This window comes from Methanosarcina sp. UBA289 (assembly GCA_002496565.1).
Lineage (GTDB): Archaea > Halobacteriota > Methanosarcinia > Methanosarcinales > Methanosarcinaceae > Methanosarcina.
Map to the genome: position 1 here is coordinate 65,263 of DAKJ01000023.1, position 22,531 is coordinate 87,793.

Annotated in this window: 18 protein-coding genes and 1 pseudogene; 7 read left to right on the forward strand and 12 right to left on the reverse strand. The window is 39.9% G+C overall.

Annotation, left to right across the window (positions count from 1 at the left end; all coding sequences use genetic code 11):
* Positions 1-365: 365 nt before the first annotated feature.
* The 10 genes from BP549_RS12875 to pta all read right to left on the reverse strand — a co-directional run bounded on the left by BP549_RS12875 (position 366) and on the right by pta (position 13,301).
* Positions 366-1,607 carry a beta-propeller fold lactonase family protein gene (locus tag BP549_RS12875; RefSeq protein WP_292381211.1) on the reverse strand — a complete coding sequence of 414 codons (1,242 nt, stop codon included), beginning with the start codon at positions 1,605-1,607 and terminating at the stop codon, positions 366-368.
* Between the two features lie 451 nt (positions 1,608-2,058).
* Positions 2,059-3,906 (reverse strand): S-layer protein domain-containing protein, encoded by a 1,848-nt coding sequence (locus tag BP549_RS12880; protein WP_292381214.1) that lies wholly within the window; start codon positions 3,904-3,906, stop codon positions 2,059-2,061.
* A gap of 385 nt (positions 3,907-4,291) precedes the next feature.
* Positions 4,292-6,505, reverse strand: coding sequence for an S-layer protein domain-containing protein (locus BP549_RS12885; protein WP_292381217.1), 2,214 nt, complete (start codon positions 6,503-6,505; stop codon positions 4,292-4,294).
* A 198-nt stretch (positions 6,506-6,703) separates the two neighbouring features.
* Positions 6,704-8,203, reverse strand: coding sequence for a HEAT repeat domain-containing protein (locus BP549_RS12890; RefSeq protein WP_292381252.1), 1,500 nt, complete (start codon positions 8,201-8,203; stop codon positions 6,704-6,706).
* A gap of 5 nt (positions 8,204-8,208) precedes the next feature.
* The gene (locus BP549_RS12895; RefSeq protein WP_292381220.1) at positions 8,209-9,057 is read right to left on the reverse strand and encodes a hypothetical protein; all 849 of its coding nucleotides are present in this window, start codon (positions 9,055-9,057) and stop codon (positions 8,209-8,211) included.
* A gap of 1 nt (position 9,058) precedes the next feature.
* Complete coding sequence (locus tag BP549_RS12900; protein WP_292375275.1) at positions 9,059-9,661, reverse strand: helix-turn-helix transcriptional regulator; 603 nt, start codon at positions 9,659-9,661, stop codon at positions 9,059-9,061.
* Positions 9,662-10,020: 359 nt separating this feature from the next.
* Positions 10,021-10,455: an acetate--CoA ligase family protein gene (locus tag BP549_RS12905; RefSeq protein WP_292381223.1), complete on the reverse strand. Its 435-nt coding sequence runs from the start codon at positions 10,453-10,455 to the stop codon at positions 10,021-10,023.
* Positions 10,456-10,472: 17 nt separating this feature from the next.
* Positions 10,473-10,769, reverse strand: coding sequence for an acetate--CoA ligase family protein (locus tag BP549_RS12910; RefSeq protein WP_292381224.1), 297 nt, complete (start codon positions 10,767-10,769; stop codon positions 10,473-10,475).
* A gap of 181 nt (positions 10,770-10,950) precedes the next feature.
* Positions 10,951-12,177: an acetate kinase gene (locus tag BP549_RS12915; protein ID WP_292375278.1), complete on the reverse strand. Its 1,227-nt coding sequence runs from the start codon at positions 12,175-12,177 to the stop codon at positions 10,951-10,953.
* Positions 12,178-12,299: 122 nt separating this feature from the next.
* Positions 12,300-13,301 (reverse strand): phosphate acetyltransferase, encoded by a 1,002-nt coding sequence (gene pta / locus BP549_RS12920; protein ID WP_292375282.1) that lies wholly within the window; start codon positions 13,299-13,301, stop codon positions 12,300-12,302.
* Between the two features lie 255 nt (positions 13,302-13,556).
* On the opposite strand from pta, the gene BP549_RS12925 reads away from it, so the two are divergent.
* The 4 genes from BP549_RS12925 to BP549_RS12940 all read left to right on the forward strand — a co-directional run bounded on the left by BP549_RS12925 (position 13,557) and on the right by BP549_RS12940 (position 19,604).
* Complete coding sequence (locus tag BP549_RS12925; RefSeq protein ID WP_292381227.1) at positions 13,557-14,129, forward strand: flavodoxin family protein; 573 nt, start codon at positions 13,557-13,559, stop codon at positions 14,127-14,129.
* Positions 14,130-14,340: 211 nt separating this feature from the next.
* The gene (locus tag BP549_RS12930) at positions 14,341-14,538 is read left to right on the forward strand and encodes a hypothetical protein (protein ID WP_292381230.1); all 198 of its coding nucleotides are present in this window, start codon (positions 14,341-14,343) and stop codon (positions 14,536-14,538) included.
* A 386-nt stretch (positions 14,539-14,924) separates the two neighbouring features.
* Positions 14,925-18,374, forward strand: a complete 3,450-nt coding sequence (locus BP549_RS12935; RefSeq protein WP_292381233.1) for a HEAT repeat domain-containing protein — start codon at positions 14,925-14,927, stop codon at positions 18,372-18,374.
* A 360-nt stretch (positions 18,375-18,734) separates the two neighbouring features.
* Entirely contained in the window at positions 18,735-19,604 is an 870-nt protein-coding gene (locus tag BP549_RS12940) for a radical SAM protein (protein WP_292381235.1), read from the forward strand.
* 124 nt (positions 19,605-19,728) lie between these two features.
* Here BP549_RS12940 and BP549_RS12945 read toward each other — a convergent pair.
* Positions 19,729-19,840 (reverse strand): annotated as a pseudogene (locus BP549_RS12945) (IS481 family transposase); the annotation flags it as partial.
* A 121-nt stretch (positions 19,841-19,961) separates the two neighbouring features.
* Between BP549_RS12945 and BP549_RS12950 the strand changes: the two are divergent.
* Positions 19,962-20,291, forward strand: a complete 330-nt coding sequence (locus BP549_RS12950) for a hypothetical protein (protein ID WP_292381236.1) — start codon at positions 19,962-19,964, stop codon at positions 20,289-20,291.
* Positions 20,292-20,820: 529 nt separating this feature from the next.
* Positions 20,821-21,360, forward strand: a complete 540-nt coding sequence (locus BP549_RS12955; RefSeq protein WP_292381239.1) for a hypothetical protein — start codon at positions 20,821-20,823, stop codon at positions 21,358-21,360.
* Between the two features lie 244 nt (positions 21,361-21,604).
* Here BP549_RS12955 and BP549_RS12960 read toward each other — a convergent pair whose 3' ends face one another.
* On the reverse strand, positions 21,605-21,970 hold the full coding sequence (locus BP549_RS12960) for a cupin domain-containing protein (protein WP_292381241.1): 366 nt from the start codon (positions 21,968-21,970) through the stop codon (positions 21,605-21,607).
* 182 nt (positions 21,971-22,152) lie between these two features.
* Between BP549_RS12960 and BP549_RS12965 the strand changes: the two genes are divergently transcribed.
* Positions 22,153-22,431 (forward strand): hypothetical protein, encoded by a 279-nt coding sequence (locus tag BP549_RS12965; protein WP_292381243.1) that lies wholly within the window; start codon positions 22,153-22,155, stop codon positions 22,429-22,431.
* The last annotated feature ends 100 nt before the right edge of the window (positions 22,432-22,531 follow it).

Below are 22,531 nucleotides of genomic sequence, written 5' to 3' on the forward strand. Positions count from 1 at the left end.
GAAAAATTCTCCTCGTAATTCTTTTGAGATTAACTCTCAGCAGGTTGTTCTACTGGTAATGATCAAGTTCAAACGAAGAACTAAAATCTGGGCTCTAGAAAACTAACCAATTCTGGGAAAATAGCCCGGATACTTGGAAAAAGAAAAAAACGAATAACAGAAGACACAGATGACGGAAAACGGTAAAATATGTTTTAAAGATATTAAAGAACACAATATAACAAATGGGTTTGATCTTAGGAGTGTAAAAATATTTTTTACAAAATGAGACTCAAGACTGATTGAAAAGCAAGGGAGAAAAGTAAGATCTCCCTTGCTTAGGGTTGCTGGGTTAAATAACAAGATGTGCCAACAGAATCACATTGTTACTTCATCTTTCTTACAAATGCAACTGTTCCTAAAATTGAGATAAGTACCCATACAGGGTTTAAGAAAGAAGTACTGTTTGATTCAGTAGTAGAACTGAGTTTTGTTGCCGGACCAATCCCCACAGCAGTAGGGGATCCTCCTACGGGTACCGTAGTATTAACTTTGTTTGTAGCTGTGTCAATTACAGAAGTAGTGTTGCTCTCATAGTTCACTACATAAACTTCATTTCCATCTGGTGTGACTGCAATCCCGTAAGGATAATTTCCGACACTTACTCTATCTATAACCTCGTATTTAGTTGTATCAACAACATCAACAGCACCTGTATGTAAAGTCGCATCAATATTATATTTACCGGAATGTATATTTTTGCCCGAATATATAGTAGGTGTAGTTGTCGCTACGTATGCTCTCGTTCCATTCGGACTGACTGCAATTCCATGTGGCAAGTTTCCCACTTTTACTGTCGCTGTAACAGTATTTGTTGCCGTGTCAATTACAGAAACAGTACCGTTGTAGTAAGGATAAATATTGGAGTTAACAACATACACCTTTGTTCCATTCGGACTGACTGCAATTCCATCCGGATTTTTTTCTACATTTACTGTCGCTGTAATAGTATTTGTTGCTGTGTCAATTACAGAAATACTGCCTTGGTAGTCAGGATCTTCACCGCAGTTCACCACATATACTTTTCTTCCGTCAGGGGCGACTGCAACTCCTTCAGGACAGCTTTCGACAGGTATTGTGGCTGTAACTGTGTTTGTTGCCGTGTCAATTACAGAGATAGTGTTGCTCGCAGCGTTCGCAACGTATACCTTCGTTCCATCTGGATTGACTGCAACTCCCTCAGGATAGCTTCCTACTCGGACTGTGCCTATTAACTTATTTTTGGTTGCATCAATTACTGAGACACTATTACCCATGCAGTTTGTCACATATACTCTTGTTCCGTCCGAGCTGACCGCGACTCCAAAAGGCTCGGTTCCTACATTAACCGTAGCTTTAACAGTATCCGTAGCAGTGTCAATTACAGAAACATTGTTACTCTCTAAGTTTGTAATATATGCAAATGGTGATGCACCTGCGACACCTGCTAATATTAAAATTGAAAGTGTTGCTATCCCAAAAGTGTTTATAATGTTGCATTCTCTGTTTGCTTTATTAGATCTTGCAATAGATGAGAGTGGAAGCGAAAAAGTGGAAATCGGTGTCATTGACATAACTGTATTTTTCATCTTTTTCCCCTGCCAGTGTTTGTCTAATGATAGTGATGTGGTCCACTATTATAATGTAATTATCATAATGAAATTATTATAATTTTATTGATATACATACGTTCTTCTGCCATAACCTAAGTTCCACTTTTTAAATGCACAAATTTCTCATGATGTCGAATTATGCTAATTTTTTAAGCATATAAACTTCAGGCTCTAACTTTGGAATTAAATCATCTGGCTATTAGACCTGTGAAATTCGATTTATATCTTGAAACTTGGGAAATCAGGCTGTAACTTTCAATGGTGTTTTTCAATGTATCGATTTCGAAACACCTTCACGGACTTGAAATTTTAAATTTATTCATTAACAATGAATTTTTTTCAGTGATGGACTAGTTCTGGAATCGATACATTAGTTTGTTTTTAAGGTGGGTAATGTTTTTGTTTTTAAGGTGGGTGGTGCAGGTAGTTAGCTATTTGAGATTTTTCTGAAAATAAGGCTTCCCAGGTTAGATTTATTTACTCCATTAACGATATTCTCAAGTGTGAATCCTCCGATTTTATCTCCAACGTTAAGAGTTCTGGCATTTGCATAGTCAGTCAGCCAGATCCCGTCAATCTGAACAATACTGTCGTTTCCACTCTGATAGACGTTGCTAATATGGACTTTCAGAACAGGAACATGGTCTTCGCCTTGAATACTGTCAAGGAAGCAAGTCCAGTTCTCACCAGTTGAAAGGATAGTATCATCTACGTATTTTCCATTTTTATCGAACTCAAGCCAAACCTTTTTACCGTCAACGTCAACCTGCCTGGCCTTGATACTGTAGCCCTGGCCAAGACCAAGTTTACTGCCAGCCTTCAGGGTGAATTTGTCACTGCTGTCAAGAACAAGCCTGGCAACCTTGTCAACATGGCATTTCCAGATAGGGTCGTAATTGGCAACCAATGGAACGTTCTTCTCTTCAAATAAATTGATTAAGGGATATCGTTCATTAGACCAGGTACTGCATTTATAACTGGTGCTAACAACGTTACGGCTTACAGGAGATTCTGTAATCTTTTCGAAAACAAGGCTCCCAAGGTTTGATGAACTTGTCCCATTGACTATTTTCTCAAGTGTGAATCCTCCGATTTTATCTCCAATTTTAAGGGTCCTGGCATTTGCATAGTCAATCAGCCAGATTCCGTCAATATTGACAATACTGTCATCTCCACTTCTGGATACGTCGCTAACATGGACTTTCAGGACAGGAACATTGTCTTCACCTTGAATTTTGTCAAGATAACAGGTCCAATTATTGTCACCAGGATCAGTTGAGATAATAGTATCATCTACGTATTTTCCATTTTTATCGAACTCAAGCCAAACCTTCTTTCCATCAACATCGATCTCCTTGACCTGGATGCTGTATCCCTTGCAGAGATCGAGTTTTTCGCCTGCCTTCAGGCTGTGTTTGTCACCGCTATCCAGAACGAGTTTGGTAAGTTTGTCAACGTGACATTTCCAGATAGGGTCATAATTGGCAACCAATGGAACGTTTTTTTCTCCAAATAAATCGATTACTGGGTATTGTTCATTAGACCAACTATCGCATTCATAATCGGTACTGACAACATTACAGCTTACAGGAAATTCCGTAACCTTTTCGAAAACAAGGCTCCCAGGGTTAGATGAATTAGTTCCATTGATGATTTGCTGAAGTGTGAATCCTCCGATTTTATCTCCAACATTAAGAGTTCTGGCATTTTCATAGTCAATCAGCCAGATTCCGTCAATCCGAACGATATTGTCTACTGCACCCGCAAATAACTGGTTGACATAAACTTTCATGACAACAATATTGTTTTCACCCTGAACATTGTCAAGAGCAACAGTCCATGTCTTGTTGCTATCAGTATTAACCGAGAGAATTTGATCAGCAACATATTTCCCATCCTTGGTAAATTCAAGCCAAACCTTCATTCCGTCAATGTCAATCTGCTTTACTTCAAGAGCATACCCCTGACCAAGGTCGAGTTTTTCTCCAGCTTTGAGGGTATAAGTTGCGTTACTGTCAAGAACGAGCCTGGCAAGTTTATTAATGTGACACTGCCAGATTGGGTCGTAATTGGCAACCAGTGGAACATTTTTCTCCCCAAATAAATCAATTACTGGATACTCGTCATTAGACCAGGTACTGCATTTATAATGGGTGCTAACAACATTGCAAATATTAGCTTTACTGCAATTATTGTCTGCTGCACTTCCTGTGTTTACTGCTATTGAAATTAATAGAGTAAAAGCCAAAAGCACAACTATTTTATATTTCTTCACTTTACTGTCCTCCTTGTTTCTTCTATCTACAGGTTGCTAAGAGCATCCTTCAGACTTTGATTCGTCCAGGATGCCTTAACTGCACTCAGTTTTTTAGTAATTTGTTGGATCCTCAAAATCTAGCATAGTTTCCACTAATCATTGACCGTTATCGATCAAAAACGAGGAAAACAATATAAAGTCTTTCGACAAGACCCAAATTTTATTGCTAGACTGATAAAAACATGAAGTCAGGAAATTGGGCTCTATAGAAACCTTCTTGGAGTAGCCTTAAGTACCTGTGATTCAAGATGTGGGCTGGATTCTCGATAATTGAAGATGATCCGTTTCTGTCTATTTGAAGAGGACTTCTACAGAGCTGGAAATTGTTTGTTGATTTTTTTCTTTATACTGTGGTGTTTGATGCTTTTGTAGAGTCGGGTTCTCCTTCATCTAAAAATTTGCTTGTGAAAAACTTCAAAAAGTCCAGGTGCCATGAAATAGATGGGCTTGTACTCTTGTTACTAGATACGATCGGTTCCTCTTTGGAGGCATGTGAATAAGAATCAACAGCTTGGGTTTTCTTGAAAGCAAGACTTCCCAGGTTAGATGAGTTTGTCCCGCTAACTATTTTTTCAAGCGTGGATTCCCCGATTTTATCCCCTATTTTAAGGGTTCTGGCATTTGCATAATCAATTAGCCAGATCCCGTCAATCTGGACAATACTATCGCTTCCGTCCTGATAGACTTTGCTAACATAGACTTTCAGGACAGGAATATTGTCTTCCCCTTGAATATTATCACGTAAACAAGTCCAATAATGCTCATTGGGATAAGTTAAAACGATAGTGTCATCTACATATTTTCCATCTTTATCGAATTCAATCAAAGCCCTATCTCCAGCAACGTCGATTTGCTTGATCTGGAGGCTGTAGCCCTGGCCGAGATCGAGTTTTTCACCGGTCTTCAGGAGGTGTTTCTCATCGCTATCAAAAACGAGTTTAGCAAGCTTATCAACATGACATTCCCAGATTGGGCCGTTATAAGGTTTCCGTGATTGGTCGCTATTGGCAAGCAACGGAAAATACTTCTCTCCAAATAAATTGATCGATGGATATTGATTAGACCAGCTGTCACATTTATAATTAGTACCAACAACATTACAGCTTATAGAAGATCCTGTAGCATTTTTAAAAACAAGGCTACCCTGGTTAGAGATATTCTCTCCGCTGATTATTGCTTCAAGTGTAAATTCTCCTATTTTATCTCCGATTTTAAGGGTTCTGACATCTGAATAGTCAGTGAGCCAGATTCCGTCAATCGCAACACAACTATATTGAAGGATATTATTTTCTACCAATCCGCTTACACTGTCAACATGAACTCTCATGACAATAACGTCGTTTTCGCCCTGAATATTATTGTTAAGAGCAACATTCCATGTTGTATTCTTGTCATCATTGAGTGTAACTATTCGATCATCAACATATTTTCCGTCCTTTGTGAACTCGAGCCAGGCTTGCTGATTGGGAATACTTATCTGCTTGGCTTCGAGAGCGTAGCCCTGGCCAAGATCGAGTTTTTCACCATCTTTAAGAACATGACGTTCATTACTGTCAAGAATCAACTTGGCAATCTTGTTAACATGTGCATCCCAGATACTTCCATTAGTGGTAAACAGCGGAACATATTTATCTCCAAATAAATCGATTACTGGATACTGTTCATTAGATACCCATTTATAACTGGTACTAACAACATTACAAACGTCGGTTATATTGCTAACATTGTCTTCCGTATTTGCTATGTCTGCTGTACTTGTAGTGTCTGCTGTATTTGCAGTATTTGCAGTATTTGCAGTATCTGCAGTATCTGCTGCAGCATTAGACCAGCTGTCGCATTTATAATTTGTACCGACAACATTACAAGCTACTGAAGATCCCGTGGTATTTTCAAAAACAAGGCCTCCCATGTTAGAAGTGTTTACTCCGCTGACGATATTCTCAAGAGTGAATTCTCCTATTTTATCTCCTACCTTGAGAGTTGTGGCATTTGCATAATCAATCAACCAGATCCCGTCAATCCGAACGATATTATCTACTGCACCCGCAAATAACTGATTGACATAAACTTTCATGACAACAATATTATTTTCGCCCTGAACATTGTCAAGGGCAACAGTCCATGTCTTGTTGCTATCAGTATTGGCTGGGACTATTTGGTCAATAATATATTTTCCATCCTTACTGAACTCAAACCATATTTCCTCATTGTCAATATTGATCTGCTTTACTTCAAGAGCGTATCCATTGCCAAGATCGAGTTTTTCACCGTCTTGGAGGGTGTAAGTCTCATTATCATCAAGAATCAACTTGGCAAGTTTGTTAACATGTACATTCCCAGTGCTTCCATTGGTGGTAAACAGTGGAACCTCTTTTTCTCCAAATAAATCGATTATCGGATATTGTTCGTTAGACCAACTCTCGCTATTATAGTCGGTGCCGGTTACATCGCAAACTTTGGTTATACTGCTGGCATTGTCTGCTGCGTTTGCGTTATATGCAGCAACTGAAATTAGGATAGCAAAGGCAGCCAGCAAAAACGCCGTATATTTCTTCATTAAGTTATTTCCTCCTTATTTTAGTATTTTTTTGAACATTCCAAACCTAGCGGAGTTCACGCTAATACTTGACCGTTATTAATCAACAACTTGTAGACTGTGAAGGTTTGAAATATTTGTGGAATTTGTTCATCTTGAAATTATTTCGAGTCAAAACTTATCACATTAAATTCTTATCTTTACAATCCAAATAAATTATTAATAAAAAGAGGAGGGATTCACTGTCCCACCTCCCTTGAGTATCACCAATGCTTTCTCTGCAGAACTCCTGACGTAGTTATACTCGTCTTTATCGGTGCTGACCCGGCTCAAACAGTTGATAGCTTCTGGTCCTCCCAGTATCCCAAGAGCTTGAACTTCCGATATTCTGACATCCGACTCTCTTTCGGTCTCAAGGGCCTTAATGAGAGGCTCAACAGCTCTCCTATCGCCAAGTGATCCAAGTGCAGTTGCAGCACCTTTTCTTACTCCAGAACTTTCATCCCCAAGCAAGGAAATTAGAGGATCGACCGCCCGGGTGTCCCCGACTTCCCTAAGAGAATAAACAATTTTCATTCGTATGTGCCAGTTTTCATTTCCAAGAGCGGCAATAAGAGCGTCTGCAGCCTCAGGATCTTTATACCTCGCCAGGGAATAGATAGCAGTCTCGCAGAGAGTAGAATCTTTAGACTGAATGAGCTCTGCAAGGAGTGGTATCGCTTTTTTGCTTTCAATACGTCCAAGAGAACCAGCGGCAGCTGCCTGTACCTCTACTTTACTGTCTCCGAGGGCATTAATTAGGGGCTGCTCGGTCTGGGCAATTTCCTCAGACTCATTAAAATGACCCAAAGAGTAAGCGGCTCCTATGCGCACTTCTGGAACCTGGTCATTCAGCATCCGAACCAGAATAGGAACAGCAGCAGGGTCCTGAATATACTCATATACAGCTACGGCGTTGGTCCGGGTTGTAGGATTTTTGCTGTCCAGCAGTTTAATAAGTTTTCCGAACACATATTCCCCTTTAATACGGCCAAGACTGGAAGCTGCAGACCTTCCAACTTCTTTGTCAGCTAATAAATCCAAGAGGGTGTCAACTGCTCGCGGATCTCCAGTTTCTCCAAGGGCAAATACAGCCTCAGAGCGTATATTCGAATTGCCCGTGTAGCGCATATCCGAATCGCCATCATAGCTTATACTGGCATCATCGCGTTTCAGAACCTCACAAAGAGGTTCAGTAGCCCTGGGATCTTTCAACATTCCAAGCGCAATTACCGTATAGCGAATTACCTCTCCATTTTCATCCTTTAAAAGCTCAATAAGGGGCTCAACAGCTTCAACGGCTTGAAGTTGTCCAAGTGAAAAAGCTGCATTCATACGAACCTCCGAGACCGGGTCTTTCAGAGCCTTTATTAACGAATTTGTAGCTTTTTTGTCACCTATTATTCCCAGATTTTGGGCAGCAAGGCTTCGAACCTGAGGATTGTCATCCTTTAAAGCTTTTATAAGTGGGTCTACTGCAGGTTCCCCGATCGCGCAAAGTTCATTAGCTGAAAGTGAACTGACTCTCTCATCCTCATCCCCGAGACTCTGAACCAGTGTATTCACTCGAGCTTCTACCGGATCCTTATCAAGACAGCCAGCACAGATTCCGAAAAGCAAGAACATAAGAATCAAAAGTTTTGCACTCTTGCAACTGAAAAGTTCATCTCTTTCTATCATATGCTTCACCTGTCCTCCTCCTGAGCCGGAATATTTAATTCGGCAGATGTTACCTGATCCTGCCATCGGGATGTTATATTCAGCAGGAAGCGATCCCCGTTTTGCCCAACAATCACAATCGGGATAGGCTTATATGAATCTCCTGAGGGTTTACCGTGCGCAATTTCCACAATTGCATATGGATAACCCGGCCAGGCTCTTAGGGCACTTTTATCCTTTCCGCCCACGGAATAAAATTCGGAAGATGTAAACACAATTTTCCCTGTTCTTTCGTTTGTCACTGTTAAGTTAGTACTCACTTTGTCTGCAGAGCTCAACCCGTAATTTATAAGGTAGGCATAAACCTTATACACATCAGAGGTGTTTCCGCGTTCGAGTTCATTCTCAAGCTTAAGATGTAGTTCGGGAAACGGGACATTTACAAGATAAGTGTCTTCGTCCAGAAGTCTGCCATTCTGAACGACCCTAACCTTTACAGGGTATTCCCCTGGAAGCTGATACCCAAGCCATACCTTGACCGAGTTATTTCCTGGAACAAGCTTTATCGGCTTCTGAAGAGAAACTGATCCTTCATCCCATGGACCTGTGGAATTATCGGAAATTATCAGCCTTGGAGTTGAGTAACTTACCCCATTTTCGTCCACAAAAGCATTCTCAATCTCAAGCCACACATCCACGGGCTTTAAACCGTTATTTTGAAGCGTTATGTTCAGCTTTCCAGGGTCATTGGCCCCAAAAGGAGAAGCGTAAATATCAGTAATTTTTACATCGGCTCCATTTCCATAGTACCATGACCCTCCCAGAACCAGAACCAGTAAAACAACTGAAACCGAAATAAGAGCACCTCTCTTCACGTCATTCACCCCTCAACCCTATATTATCCTTAAGCTCATCAGCTATCGAAATGCAATTTGTAAGCCCATACTTTTTCTTTGTTATTATGCCTCTCTTTTCCAGGTTCATGAGAACTCGAGAAACTTTGGCCTTGGAAAAGTCGAGAGAATTTACAAGTTCATTCTGGAGAATTCTTCCTCCTTTTGCTGCAATCAATTCAACGGCTTTCCGTTCGTCTCCTTCAAGGGCCCGCAGAAGGACATCTGTAGGGTCAATGTTAGCTTTGGGCAAAGTTTCCTCAATAGAGTCAGTTTCAAGCGAGACCTCAAAAACCTTCTCTGGAGGTTTTTCTGTGATAACGTTGAGAGCCGCTATCTGTGCTGCCTGTCCGGTTATTGAAAGCTCAGAGCCTTGAACTCCCAGGGACCGCAAAACCTGAGCCAGCGCCAGACCTCCAAAAAACCCGGAAAAAAGGAGAATATACGCTTCTTTTACAGTATATACATACGGGATATCCACAACCTTGAACGTATCCCCTTCAAGCTGGATTACCACTGGTGAATCCTCAAGCAGGAGATTAATGGCTACAGTGCTCGAAATAAGCAGGATACCCACAGCCAGCATGAGTCTTTTCCGTTCCTGGGCCGTCTTACCACCTCATTTACTACTCCTAGTATGTACGAAACAAATGTTATAATTTTAGTATGACCAGGCCTGAAACGTCTCAGGAATCTGAAACCACTGCCATCTGATGGCGAAAAAGTTATTGAGAAGGATTTGAAAAACTAGAAGAAATAACTTAGATAGAATGGACTGTGGTAGGAATGAGAATAGCTTGGAAATAGTTTGAGTAGAAAAGAAAACCTTTTCAAAAACTGCTTGACCGCAAGCCTTTTCAAAAAAAGGCTTGAGCGAAAACGATGTGAGCGGCGGATCAACCGGTGCAATGGTTGCGGATCAAGGCTGCGCTTGATTGAAAAAAGTCACAGGTCACTTTTCAGTATCAGTCTTACATCTACAGCAAGGGCGCCTTTTCCATCTTCAAAAACCATCATAGGGTTTATCTCGAATTCCTCAATCTCCGGAAAATCGCAAACAGGCCTCGAAAACTTAAGAATTGCGTCTACGAGCGCATCAATGTCAGAAGGCTTTGCCCCTCTGACTCCGGCAAGAAGGGGATAGGTTTTAATTCCTGTAATCATCCCTCTTGCTTCTTTTTCGTCAACTGGGGCTATCGCAAACTGGATATCTTTGAGAATCTCTACATAAATTCCGCCAAGCCCGAACATCAGCATTGGCCCAAAAGTAGGATCATGAACCATCCCTAGTATTACTTCTTTGCCGCCTGAGAGCATTGGCTGAAGCTGTACACCTTCAAGAAGCGCGTCCGGCAGTTTCTTTGGGATGCTTTCCATCATTTTCTGATAGGCAGCTTTTACCTCAGCGGCATTTTGAAGGGAGAGTTTGATTCCTCCAATACCGACTTATGAGGAATCTGCGGAGAAACGATCTTTATTACAAGAGGATAACCTATCTTTTCTGCAGCAATTATAGCTTCTTCTGCAGTTTTTGCAAACGTAGTCCTCAATACAGGAATGCCGTAAGATTTCAGAATATCAAAAGCTTCAAGGCCCAGTATGTGCTGGTTCTTTGCTCTGGCAGCCTCAAAAACTCTGGCTGTCAATACCCTATCTGGCTCGAATACATGAGGGATAGAATCTATCTGGTTCATAGTTATATAACAGCTATAACAGCTTAAGGACAGTTATTCTTTAAGGGTATTAATTTTGTGACAATATAAAATTTCAGCTCTGGAAGGCCGAAAAAGCAATTCTTGAAAAAACGCGGAAAAACGGAAAAAATACTGTATAAACTTAAAAATAGAAAAAGTAAAGGAGAAATCTCCTTTACTTTCAGACAGGTATGGAACTGCGTAGTTTAACTTCGGTCTCAACAATTTCCTTAGTATCCCTTGCAATGGTAAGTTCTTCATTGGTTGGGATAACAAAGACTCGAACCTTTGAATCTGGAGTGGAGATGTCGATTTCCTGACCTCTGATCTTGTTCTTTTCTTCGTCAATCTTTACTCCAAAGTTCTCAAGACCGGAAAGAATTCTCTTTCTGATGGTTGCGCTATTTTCTCCGATGCCTGCGGTGAAAACTATTGCATCTGGGTCATCGAGCACAGCTGAATACTCACCAATGACTTTCTTGATCTTGTAAGCGAAGACTTCGAGTGCAAGCTCGGCTCTCTCATTACCGTGGGATGCGGCTTCATCAAGGTCTCTGAAGTCATTGCTGATGCTGGAAATTCCGAGCACACCGGACTTCTTGTTCATAAGGGTGTCGACGTCCCTAGGAGAGAGGTTTTCTTTTTCCATAATGAAGGGAACTACTGCAGGGTCAATGGAACCACATCTAGTGCCCATGCAGACCCCTTCAAGCGGGGTAAAGCCCATGGTGGTCTCAATGGATTTTCCACCTTTAACAGCTGCGATGCTTGAACCGTTCCCAAGGTGGCAGGTGATAATCTTAGTTTCCTCTGCGGATTTTCCAAGCATAGCGATAGCCCTTTTGGAAACGTACATATGGGAAGTTCCGTGGAAACCGTATTTCCTGATCCCGTATTTTTCGTACATGCTGTATGGCAGAGCATACATGTAGGCATATTTTGGTATTGTCATGTGGAACGCAGTGTCAAACACGGCAACCATTGGTACGCCAGGCATGAGTTCTTGACAGGCAGTAATACCCATCATATTTGGGGGGTTGTGGAGAGGAGCCAGATCAAAACAGTCTCTTATAGACTTTTCTACATCTGCGTCAATTAAAGCCGAAGCAGTAAATTTCTCGCCACCATGCACAACCCTGTGCCCTACAGCGTTAATCTCACTCATATCCTTGATGACACCAAATTCCGGATCAGTAAGACTCTTAACAACCTCTTCCATAGCTACTTTGTGATTGGGGAAGTCAGTAGTCTTTTCCAGCTTTTTGCCATCGAACCTTTTCTGGGTAATGATCGAATTATCGATACCTATCCTCTCACAGAGACCAACTGCAAGAGCGGACTCATTGGTCATATCAATTAATTGATATTTCAGAGATGAGCTTCCTGCATTTATTACCAATACCTTCATGTTTAAACCCCAATTCATAGATTGCTTTTAATTTACGTTTTATATATACAATAAAATATTTTATATATGAAAGTCAATAAAAAGCTTCCTAAAACGTTCGTATACATAGAAACGACTTGAGATTACTTGTCCTGTGCTGCAGCCTGGACACAGGTAATTGCAACGGCACCGACAATGTCTTCGTCGCTGCAGCCTCTGGACAGGTCATTAATTGGCTTGGCAAGTCCCTGGGTGATAGGGCCATAAGCTTCAGCCTTCGCAAGCCTCTGGGCAATCTTGTATGCGATATTTCCAGCGTTGAGGTCGGGGAATATAAAAACATTAGCTTTGCCCGCAACAGGGCTTCCTGGAGCCTTTGAAGCTGCAACTTTGGGAACAATTGCTGCATCTACCTGGAGTTCTCCATCGATTGCGATATCAGGGGCGAGTTCCTGTGCAAGCTTTGTCGAAGCGATTGTTGCCTCGGTCAGTTTGCTGTGTGCACTTCCCTTGGTGGAGTAAGAAAGCATTGCAACATATGGCGTGTCCTGAACCAGCAGTTCAAAGGTTTTTGCAGAAATGACAGCAATGTTTGCAACATCTTCCACACTGGGCATTTCGACCATACCCGAGTCAGCAAAGAGGAATGTCCCGTCTGACCCGTATTCACAGTCCGGTACGGCAATGATGAAAAAAGCAGATGCAAGAGCTGCACCCGGAGCAGTCTTAACGATCTGGACAGCGGGTCTAAGTGTATCAGAGGAAGAGTGAGCAGCACCTGAGACTACGCCGTCGACTTCACCGATTTTGGCCATCATAACAGCGAAGTAAACGTAATCCTTCATAATTTCGGCTGCACTTTCGAGTGTAACACCTTTGTGCTTTCTCAATTCGTAGAAAGCCTGAACATATTCGTCTTTTCTCTCATATGTTTCAGGATTTACAATTCTTGCTTTTGAGAGGTCAAGATCGCCAGCAAGGGCCTTGATGTCCTCTTCATTACCAACAAGGACGACCTTTGCAATACCTCTTTCGAGGATTTTGGCAGCTGCCTGGAGGGTTCTTATATCTTCAGTTTCAGGTAAAGCGATTGTTTTGTTGAGTTTCTTTGCTCTTTCACTGATCTTTTCTAAAAATGTTACCAATCAACCAACCTCCTATAGATTTAGAGTAGTTTAAGTTAGCTGGGTCTTAATATATAAATTTACGTAAAATTGATAGGGACATATATAAAAATGAAAAATATATATTTAGAGCGACCAGCACCGATTTAAATACGAATTTTATCCTTATGATGTATAATAATCTGGATTAATTTTATATTATATCTGTAAAAACTTAAGACAATATTACTGAATATAAATGACAAATTGATATAAAAGAATTCCGGAATGATTTCAATGAAAATACTGGGAATTTCAGGTAGCCCACGAAAGGGCCAGAACTGTGAGAAAATGATCGCATCTGCTCTCGAAATTGCAAAAGAAAGAGGTTTTGAAACCGATACAATCTTTCTCTCAAATAAGGAAATCTCCCCCTGTAAAGTTTGCGGGGCTTGCATAGAAAAAGATTCATGTGTGATTGATGACGGAATGGATGAAGTTTACGAGAAAATGAGAGCCGCCGACGGTATAATTGTTGCATCGCCGGTATATATGGGTAATTATCCTGCCCAGCTCAAAGCTCTTTTTGACAGAAGTGTCCTGCTTCGCCGCAAAAACTTTGCACTTAAAAACAAAGTAGGAGCAGCTCTCTCAGTTGGAGGCTCAAGAAACGGAGGGCAGGAAAAAACTATTCAATCCATCCACGACTGGATGCACATTCAAGGCATGATTGTAGTTGGCGATAACGCTCACTTCGGCGGAATAACATGGAATCCGGCAGAAGAAGACTCCATTGGTATGCAGACCGTTTCCGAAACTGCAAAAAAACTCTGTGAAGTTGTGGAACTTATCCGAAAAAACGTAAAATAAGACAAATGAAGTACATTAAACAATATAATACAGATATATTTAAATAAATGCTTGAAATCCTTTGAACAAAAATATTCAGGCAGAATAAAGCCTGAAACTTACCTTTTTGTTCAAGAAAAAAGCAGAAATAAAAGGATTCAAGAGGCACGAGTTTTTGGAAATTGATCCAGGGTCCAGGTTGATATTCCATAGTATAAAAGAATACCTAAGGATGACAGAATATATTGTTCGGTTTGATACCGAAACTGCCAGGGCCAATTCAATTGTCTTTATAATTGGGCTCCTTATAGGGTTTGTAATAGGAGTTTATGATCGGACTCTCCAGTACAGCAACCTTTTCCTGGGTATACACATGGATTCCTTTTACACGAGTTCCCACACCTTATGTATTATTCATGCCCGCCCTTGAAAGATTGCTGGTAGGAGCAACTCTCATTTTCTGATGAAAAAGAAATATGTCGTTGATGGGCTCATAGAAACTATAATCCTCCTCGGAGCAAGACTTAAGCTAAGGGATGTTTTTCTGGAGGCTTTTACTTCAATAATCAATTAGTTCAGAAGGTTCCCTGGGAATACAGTACTATGAGCCATCATATAGCACTTTTTATCGTGAATGGTTTTCAGAGACTTAGCTTGCTTATTTGATCCCAGGTCTTTGAAGTGACCTGTAAAATATTACTCCCAATTTAAATCGCCCAAGATACTTACCAAAAGCAGTAAACCTAAAAAAGGTCCCCTGACAAAAAGAATAAGACCTAGAAAGGAAACATCATTTATAGATAGTGGGGGGCCGCTATGCTTGGATCCGTAACTGAAAGCAGCTCAAATGGAGATCTGGAAAAGTATCTGAAAAATGTAATGCTGGAAGATAGAGATAAAACTTGCAACTACGTAGAATTATCTGCTAGAGAAATACTACCAATAACGCGCAGGCTTTTCGAAGAGAGAGTTTCCCTTGCTTATGACTTCAAGATCTCACAAATTGTGGAAAAAGAAAAGCATCTGATAATTTACGGGGAGGCAGGTTCTGGAAAGACAAGCACTCTTAAGTGGCTGAGTACTGTCTATGCCAGAGAATACCTCAAGAAAAAAGAAGAATTTGTTCCAATATATATAGCACTCGACTCCTATGTTAAAGGTTCTTTTTACAATTATTTAAAAGTACAATTAGCGAAAAAAGGCATTTATGAGACGGATTTTAAGAAACTGTTCGAAGGAAAAGCCCTGCTGTTACTAGACGGACTTGACCTGCTCACGCCTTCTGAGAATTTCTCTCCCTTTGATGAAATCTCCGATTTTATTTCCGAGTATGAAGATTGCAGATATGTTATTGCCTCAAGACCTGAGGCTTTTGATAGTTTAAAAAGTATGTTTGCACTTTGCGAACTTGAAAAATTGACCAATGAAAAAATAAAGTTATTTATAGAAAAGAATGTCTCGAATAAGAGACAGGCAAAGCTATTAAAAGCCAGAGTCTTGGCTGAGATTCAGTCAAAACCGGTTCTCCAGAATCCTTTGCTACTTTACCTCTGGATCAGACTTTCAACAGCGCATATGGGGACAAGAGAAAGACCGGAAGATATCAAACACTTTACCCTTTTTGACTCTATTCCTTCCAGCCGGGTAGAAATATATCAGGCTTTCGTTTCAGAGATTTTTAAAGATTACAGAATAAGAGACGAGTTTTCCAGATTCCAGGATCAATTGCCTCTAAAAATAAGCTTTGAGAGAAAAAGTTCACAAAGGATGCTTTCTGGAAGAATGGATTTTCACGCGCTGAGTATAGAAAGAATAGATTTTCAGGAGCTTGGTGCCAAAGGAATAGATTTTCAGGAGCTTAATGTCAAAAAAACAAATTCTGAGGAGCTTAATATCGGAAGAACAGACATTGAAAATCTCTTGATGGAATTATCCTTCAAACTCCAGTGTAGGAATAAGATCTCATGTAAGTATGACTATGCCCTTGAAGTGGCAGAAACGTGTACTGAGTGCAGCAGATCTGGAAAGATAAAGTCCAGAAAACTCCTTCAGGCCTGTATAGGGTTCGGACTCCTAATAAAAAAGAGGTCCGAAGTAAAGTTTGGGATAGATAGAGCTTTTCAGGAATATTTTGCGGCTTTAAAGCTGAAAACGTACCTTGGAAAAGGAATGGACATCTCAGAGGCATTCAGGAATCCGAGATGGGAAAATGTAATAATGTTAACCTCGGAGTTAGTTGATTCAGGAGAAGAACTTGTAAATTCGATGGTCTCAAGCGGAAATTTATACCTGGCTTCAAAATGTGCTGTGAGAGCCAGCCCCGAAACAAAAGGAAAGCTATGTTCTTTACTTGCCAGGAAACTTGACAGCAGGTATACCGTAGAAAAAGTAAAGGCTGTTCAAAGCCTTGGAAGGCTCGGAGCCTGTGGGATCAGAGCTAATACTGGAGCACTTGAGGATAAAGATATCAGGGTGAAAAGAGAAACTGCAAAAGTGCTTGGGGAAACAAGGTCCGAGATGGCACTCGTCCCTCTTGAGGCTGCAGTTGGGGACGAAGATTATTCTGTAAGGATAGAAGCTATAAAGTCTCTTGGCTTAATAGGATCCGAGAGAGCAATCGAGTTGCTCAGGAATACGTTTGCGGATAAGAACAGAGCTGTCCGGCTGGAGGCTGCCGATGCGCTGATGCAGATTGGATCTGAAAAAGCGCTGGAAGTCCTTATTTCCGCACTTGGGGCCAATGATGACTTTGTTCGGATTGGGGCTATAGGAGCTCTTGGAAGGACAAATTCCAGGCAAGTGGCGGAAGCTCTCATAAAAGCATTTCAAGAAGAAGATAAGCTTGTCCGGTTGGGAGCTGCTGAAGCCCTGGGTAGGATGAGATCTGAAAGAGCTGTTGAGCCATTTGTAGATGCCCTTGAAGATAAAGACGAATTTGTACGCTGGATTGCTACAAGAGCGCTTGGAGAAATCAAATCAGATAAAACTTCCGGCACATTCGTCAATATGCTTGGGGATAAAAGCCGTTTCGTCCGAAGGGAGGCCGCAAAAGGACTCGGAGTAGTTGGATCCGAGAAAACACTTGACTCTCTCGTCTCCGCACTCTCGGATGAGGACGAATTTGTAAGAAAGACAGCCGTAGAATCTCTTGGAGAAATTAAGTCCGAGAAAGCTGCTAAAACCCTGATAAGTAAACTCCACGATAACAGCCATTTAGTCCGGCTGGAAGCCGCAAAAGCCCTTGGAATGATAAAAGTCAGGAAGGCTATTGCTCCACTACTTTTTGCACTGGGGGACGAAAACCGTTTTGTCAGGAAGGAAGCGGCAAATGCACTCGGACAACTTGAATCTGAAAAAATTCTTGAGCCTCTTATTAGAATTTTCAAGTCCGAAGACCCTTTTACAAGGCAGAGTGCAGTAAGAACCCTGGGCCAGATAAATTTAGAGGGGATTCCGGACTGCATATCAGATCGAATCTTTGATTTCATTGATAATGCCCTCAAAGACGAAAATAAGCTTGTTCGAAAGGAGACCGCAAAATCCCTACAAAGCCTATCCGAAAGCAGACGCGAAAGAGCTTTTGAATCCCTGATCAAGGCACTCGATAATGAAGATGATGAGGTTAGGAGGCTTGCAGCCGAGTCCTTGGGACTTTTTGATTGTGAAAAAGCTATCCCCCTACTAGTCAGTGCTCTCAAGTCTAGAGACGCAACCGTGCGCCGTTTTGCAGCTGATGTCCTCGGCAGGATCAGGTCAAAAAAAGCCCTCCAACCCCTGATAGACGTTCTGGTTTTTGATAACAATGGCTCCGTGAGGGAAGAAGCTGCAAGAGCGCTTGGAAAAATAAAATCTAGGCGGGCCGTAGAGCCTCTTATTGACGCGCTGATGGATCAAAATAATGAAGGAAGATCGGGAGCAGCCGAGGCTCTCGGCCGTATTAAAGCCAAAAATACAGTAGATCACCTTATTGTCGCCCTTGCGGACACGGATGATTTCACGCGTATAGCTGCTGCAAAAGCCCTCGGCCGGATAAAGCCGAAAAAATCCATTGAACCTCTTTTCAACAGCCTATATGACTGGAACCGCTTCGTAAAAGCCGAAGCAGCCGGAGCCCTCAAAAAGATATGTACTGAAGAAGACAGGCCACGTTTGCAGGCTTTACTTGGCTCGGAAGATGAATTTACGGCAAATCTTGCTTTTGAGATTCTGGAAGGCATTGAAATGGAGAAGATCTTAAAAACTGGGCTATATTTAGAACTGAAATAAACCAGAAAACTGTAGGAAGCAGTAGCAAGCCACAATGAAGAAGAAAATAACTTCATTTCAACCAGAGGAATGGAAAAAAAGGAAAAACAAGACAGAATAACCGTGCTAGCCGTATTTTTCCTCAATTTGTCACGCTCGACGCAGGAGAGCGGTCTTTCTTCGTATAGAAATTCCAAAACACAAATTAACTCTCTCTGCTATTAAAGGAATACAATTACTCAGAGAGATCCAATCTTCATATTAACCAATGAGCTGTTTCAAAACTACCTTCGATCCATCTGGCTCAATATTTAGGAGTAGAGAAATCAAGATCAAACACATGAAAAAAAAGAAATATTTTTAGAATGTATGTATTACAATATGACATACCGCGATACGATATATCAGTACCTAACTGATCCCAGAGTAGTATATGTAAAGTCAAAGATATACAAATATAGAGCAGGGCTAATGTGTTATAACAATGTTCTTCCAAAGCTCGAAACTCATTTAGTAGATCATTGTAATTTAAACTGCAAAGGTTGTAGTCACTTTAGTCCACTAAGCTCCCCAGCTTTCGCAGATTTTAACCAATTTTCTAAGGATATCACTAGATTATCAGAACTATTTAAAAATATAAATCGATTTCGTATATTAGGTGGAGAACCCTTATTGCATCCGGAAATAATTAAATTTATATCTTTTGCAAAGATGAAATTACCTGCATCTAATATCCGAATTGTAACCAATGGAATATTGCTTCCGAAAATGACTCCTTTGTTTTGGGAAACAATGGCAGACTCAAAAATCTCTATCGATATTACCGTATATCCCAAAGTACATGTAAGAGTAGATACCATAAAAGCTCTCGCGAAGAAATATGATATAGATCTGGACATTAATTATCCAACAAGTTTCCGTAAAATACCAATAAATTTTAATGGCGATTGCAATATTAAGCAGTCATTAGATACATGTCGTGGAAACTTCTACAGTCCTTTTCTTCGTGATGGACATATATATTTATGTGCCCATATGACAATGTTTCAGCTATTTGAGAATGCATTTGATATAATCCCACCTCTAAATGTAAAACCAATTGAAGGGATCAATATCCATGAAAATATTACTGGAAAGGAGATTATTAATTATACTCTGAAACCTCAGTCTTGTTGCGGTTTCTGTAATTGGAAGGAACGCATTTTTTTCCCATGGGACATTAGCAAGCGAAAAGAAGATGAATGGATTTAAAATGAGTTTGTTTTATCCTGAAATAATTTCGCTTTGAAACCTTTTTGCTTTTTTGTCCATATTTTCACAACCCAAACAGTCTCATTCCGATTTCTCCTCTAAATCTCTGATATGTATCAAACTATTTCTCTAGTCTTCCGTTAGTCTGAGGAGCTGACGCTTGCGAGTACTGGTTTAATTCCAGTCCCTCCAATTGGCCTTTTAAACTCACTGTCCCATGAACCATCCTTGTTGATTGTCACGCTCGATGCAGGAGAGCGGCCTTTGCCGAATAAAATAGAAAGAATTAATTTAGATGGTCTCATAAGGGAGTTGATTGAGAAGTAAAGAAGAGATTTTCATATCAACGGGGATACGATGGTTATTTCAGAATTAGCTTTAGGCTTATTTACTAACCTCTTATATGAGTCTTTCAAGAATATCCCTGAATATATTTCTGATATTTCTTCAAAAGTATATGATAAAGCAATTGAAGAGTTCTCGAATAATAATTATAAATTGACTGGAATACAAATTGATACGTTTTTTCGCCAGAAAAACGTGGAAAAAGCAATCAAAAAATACCTGAAAAATCCGGATAAGCTTGATTGCTCAAATATTTTGATCAACGAGTTTTTTGAATTATTCAGCGAGGAAGATTTTTCCCACGAAGACGCAGATTTAATCTTAAACTCCTTTTTGAGATAATAGACGCCGAAATAGAAAAAGAACCTGAACTTAGAGACTATCTTGAGCTCTACTTAGCAAAGAAAAAAGATAAAACAACCCAAGAGATAAATCAAGGAGTTCAAGAGCTATCTAAAGATGTCAAAGGAATATCTCGTAAAGTTCAGGAGGAAGAAGAGAGAAAGGGAAATGTTCTGTTATTCGACTGCATTATCCTGACCGAATCGAATTGGGTTCAGGAGGAAGAAGAGAGAAAGAGAGATGCTCTGGAAAGAAAACAATGGGAAGAAGAGATAAAAAGAAAAGAGAGAGAAGCTCTGGAAAGAAAACAAAGGCAAGAAGTCGAAGAGAAAGAAAGGAAAGAAGCAGATAGAAGAAATAATGAAAGCCAAGAAGAGCAGCAAAAAAAATTCGAAGGCAGATAGAAAAAAATGAGGATGAGAAGCGAAGTATAGAAGGGAATAAAAGAAAAGAGACCGAAGAAAAGGAAGAGAAGAGACTTAAAGGAAACAAAGAAGTTATAAAAGAATTAAATCCTAAGTTAGCTTGTTTGTTATCTTCTGAAATAGATAGAATAATTGAAGAACAATTTGGTAAGCTCCCGGAAGGACTCGTTACATTCATTTTTAATAAAAAAATGAGAGTTGATATTTCAGAGAAAGTAGAAGCGTACATAGCTAAAGACTTGTGTCAAATTAATGAAAAGATAGAGAACTATTACTTACATGGAGAAGACAAAATCAGTTCGTTATTTAAGGCAGTTAAAATAACTTCACTTATGAGAATTTCATTAGAAGGAGCTAATTTTGAGATTAAAGCGACAACTCCTGAAGTACAACAAATATTAAATGACGAAGCGACTACTTGGAGATGGACTGTAAAACCACTAAAGTATGGAATACAAAAATTACTTCTTAGCGTTGACATTATAGTAAAGTTGCCTCAAGATATCGATAGAGAACGCCACATTACGATGTTAGAGGAAGAAATTGAGGTAAAAGTCAACCCTAGGTATTTCTTAGAGCATAATTGGAAATGGATTGTAGGTACAATAATAACTATAATACTTGCAATTGTTTTCAAGGGATAACAAAAATAATCTTATAGAAGACTGATTTCCAAAATTAGTACTTGATTCCAACATGTACTTTCACAAGCCTGCCTTTTATCCCATTAATCAATCAATAAAATTCCTAAGATTTGGAGAAGTATTAAGGACAAGAAAATTCTATAATCAGGTAAAATGAATAAAAATTAAACTGTTAATATATAACATAAATAAGAAGGATGGGGGTATTAGTGACCCTCTGCGCTCTATAGTAATAAAAGTGATTTTATTTCATCAATTCCGTATCCTCATGCGAATAAGCCGGTGCACAGCAGCAGAGAATTTTCAGCGGCGTATTTCCTGTGTTTTGAATTCTGTGCGGAGTGTCAGGAGAAATACAAACGGTGTCCCCTTTTTTGACCTCGAATTCTTCAGAGCCAAGAGTCATTATTCCGCTGCCTTCGGTAATGTAATAGATTTCTTCGGTCAGATGGTGCTTGTGAAGAAGGGTTTTCCCGCCGGCTGGCACGGTAGCTTCGGCAAGGCTCTGGTTTGAATTGCCGTGGATTGAAGGATGCATGAGTTCTCGGATAATTGAACCGTCTTTCGTGATGTAAGGTTCTACTTCTTCGTATCTGGTAAAGATTTGCATTGTAAATTACTGGAAACCAAAATTATAACTATTTTTTCATTCAAGAGAGTTTGCGCCTAAACTCTCTTATTTGGAACTTTTCTTGCAAAGCCATTTCAGGCTCAAATTATTATATATGTTTTACATTATTAATTAATATTAAGAGAAAATTCGATGAATAATGATACTCGGAGTATGAAAATATGAAAACAAATAAAAAACCAAATATCGATAGCAAAAATGTGAAACCAAATAAAAAACTAGATATCAATAGCGAAAATATGAGTAAGGATGCGTTCACATACATTATATGGGCCATTTTAATTATAAGTCCATTATACACGCTTTACTTTTTATATTCATTAGCTACAGGAGGTTCGATTATTTATACCACAATACCTTCAGTAATTTTCTTCGTGGCTGGAGCAATTACATTATTTGATATACTTGCAGTTAATCAAATAATGACTGCAAGAAATTGAGTTTCTTGTTATATGATATCTGTAATATATTTTCGCTTTAATTTATTGTTTTTGAACTTTTGGAATCTGAAAAACTATACTATAGTTCCTGACTCAACAA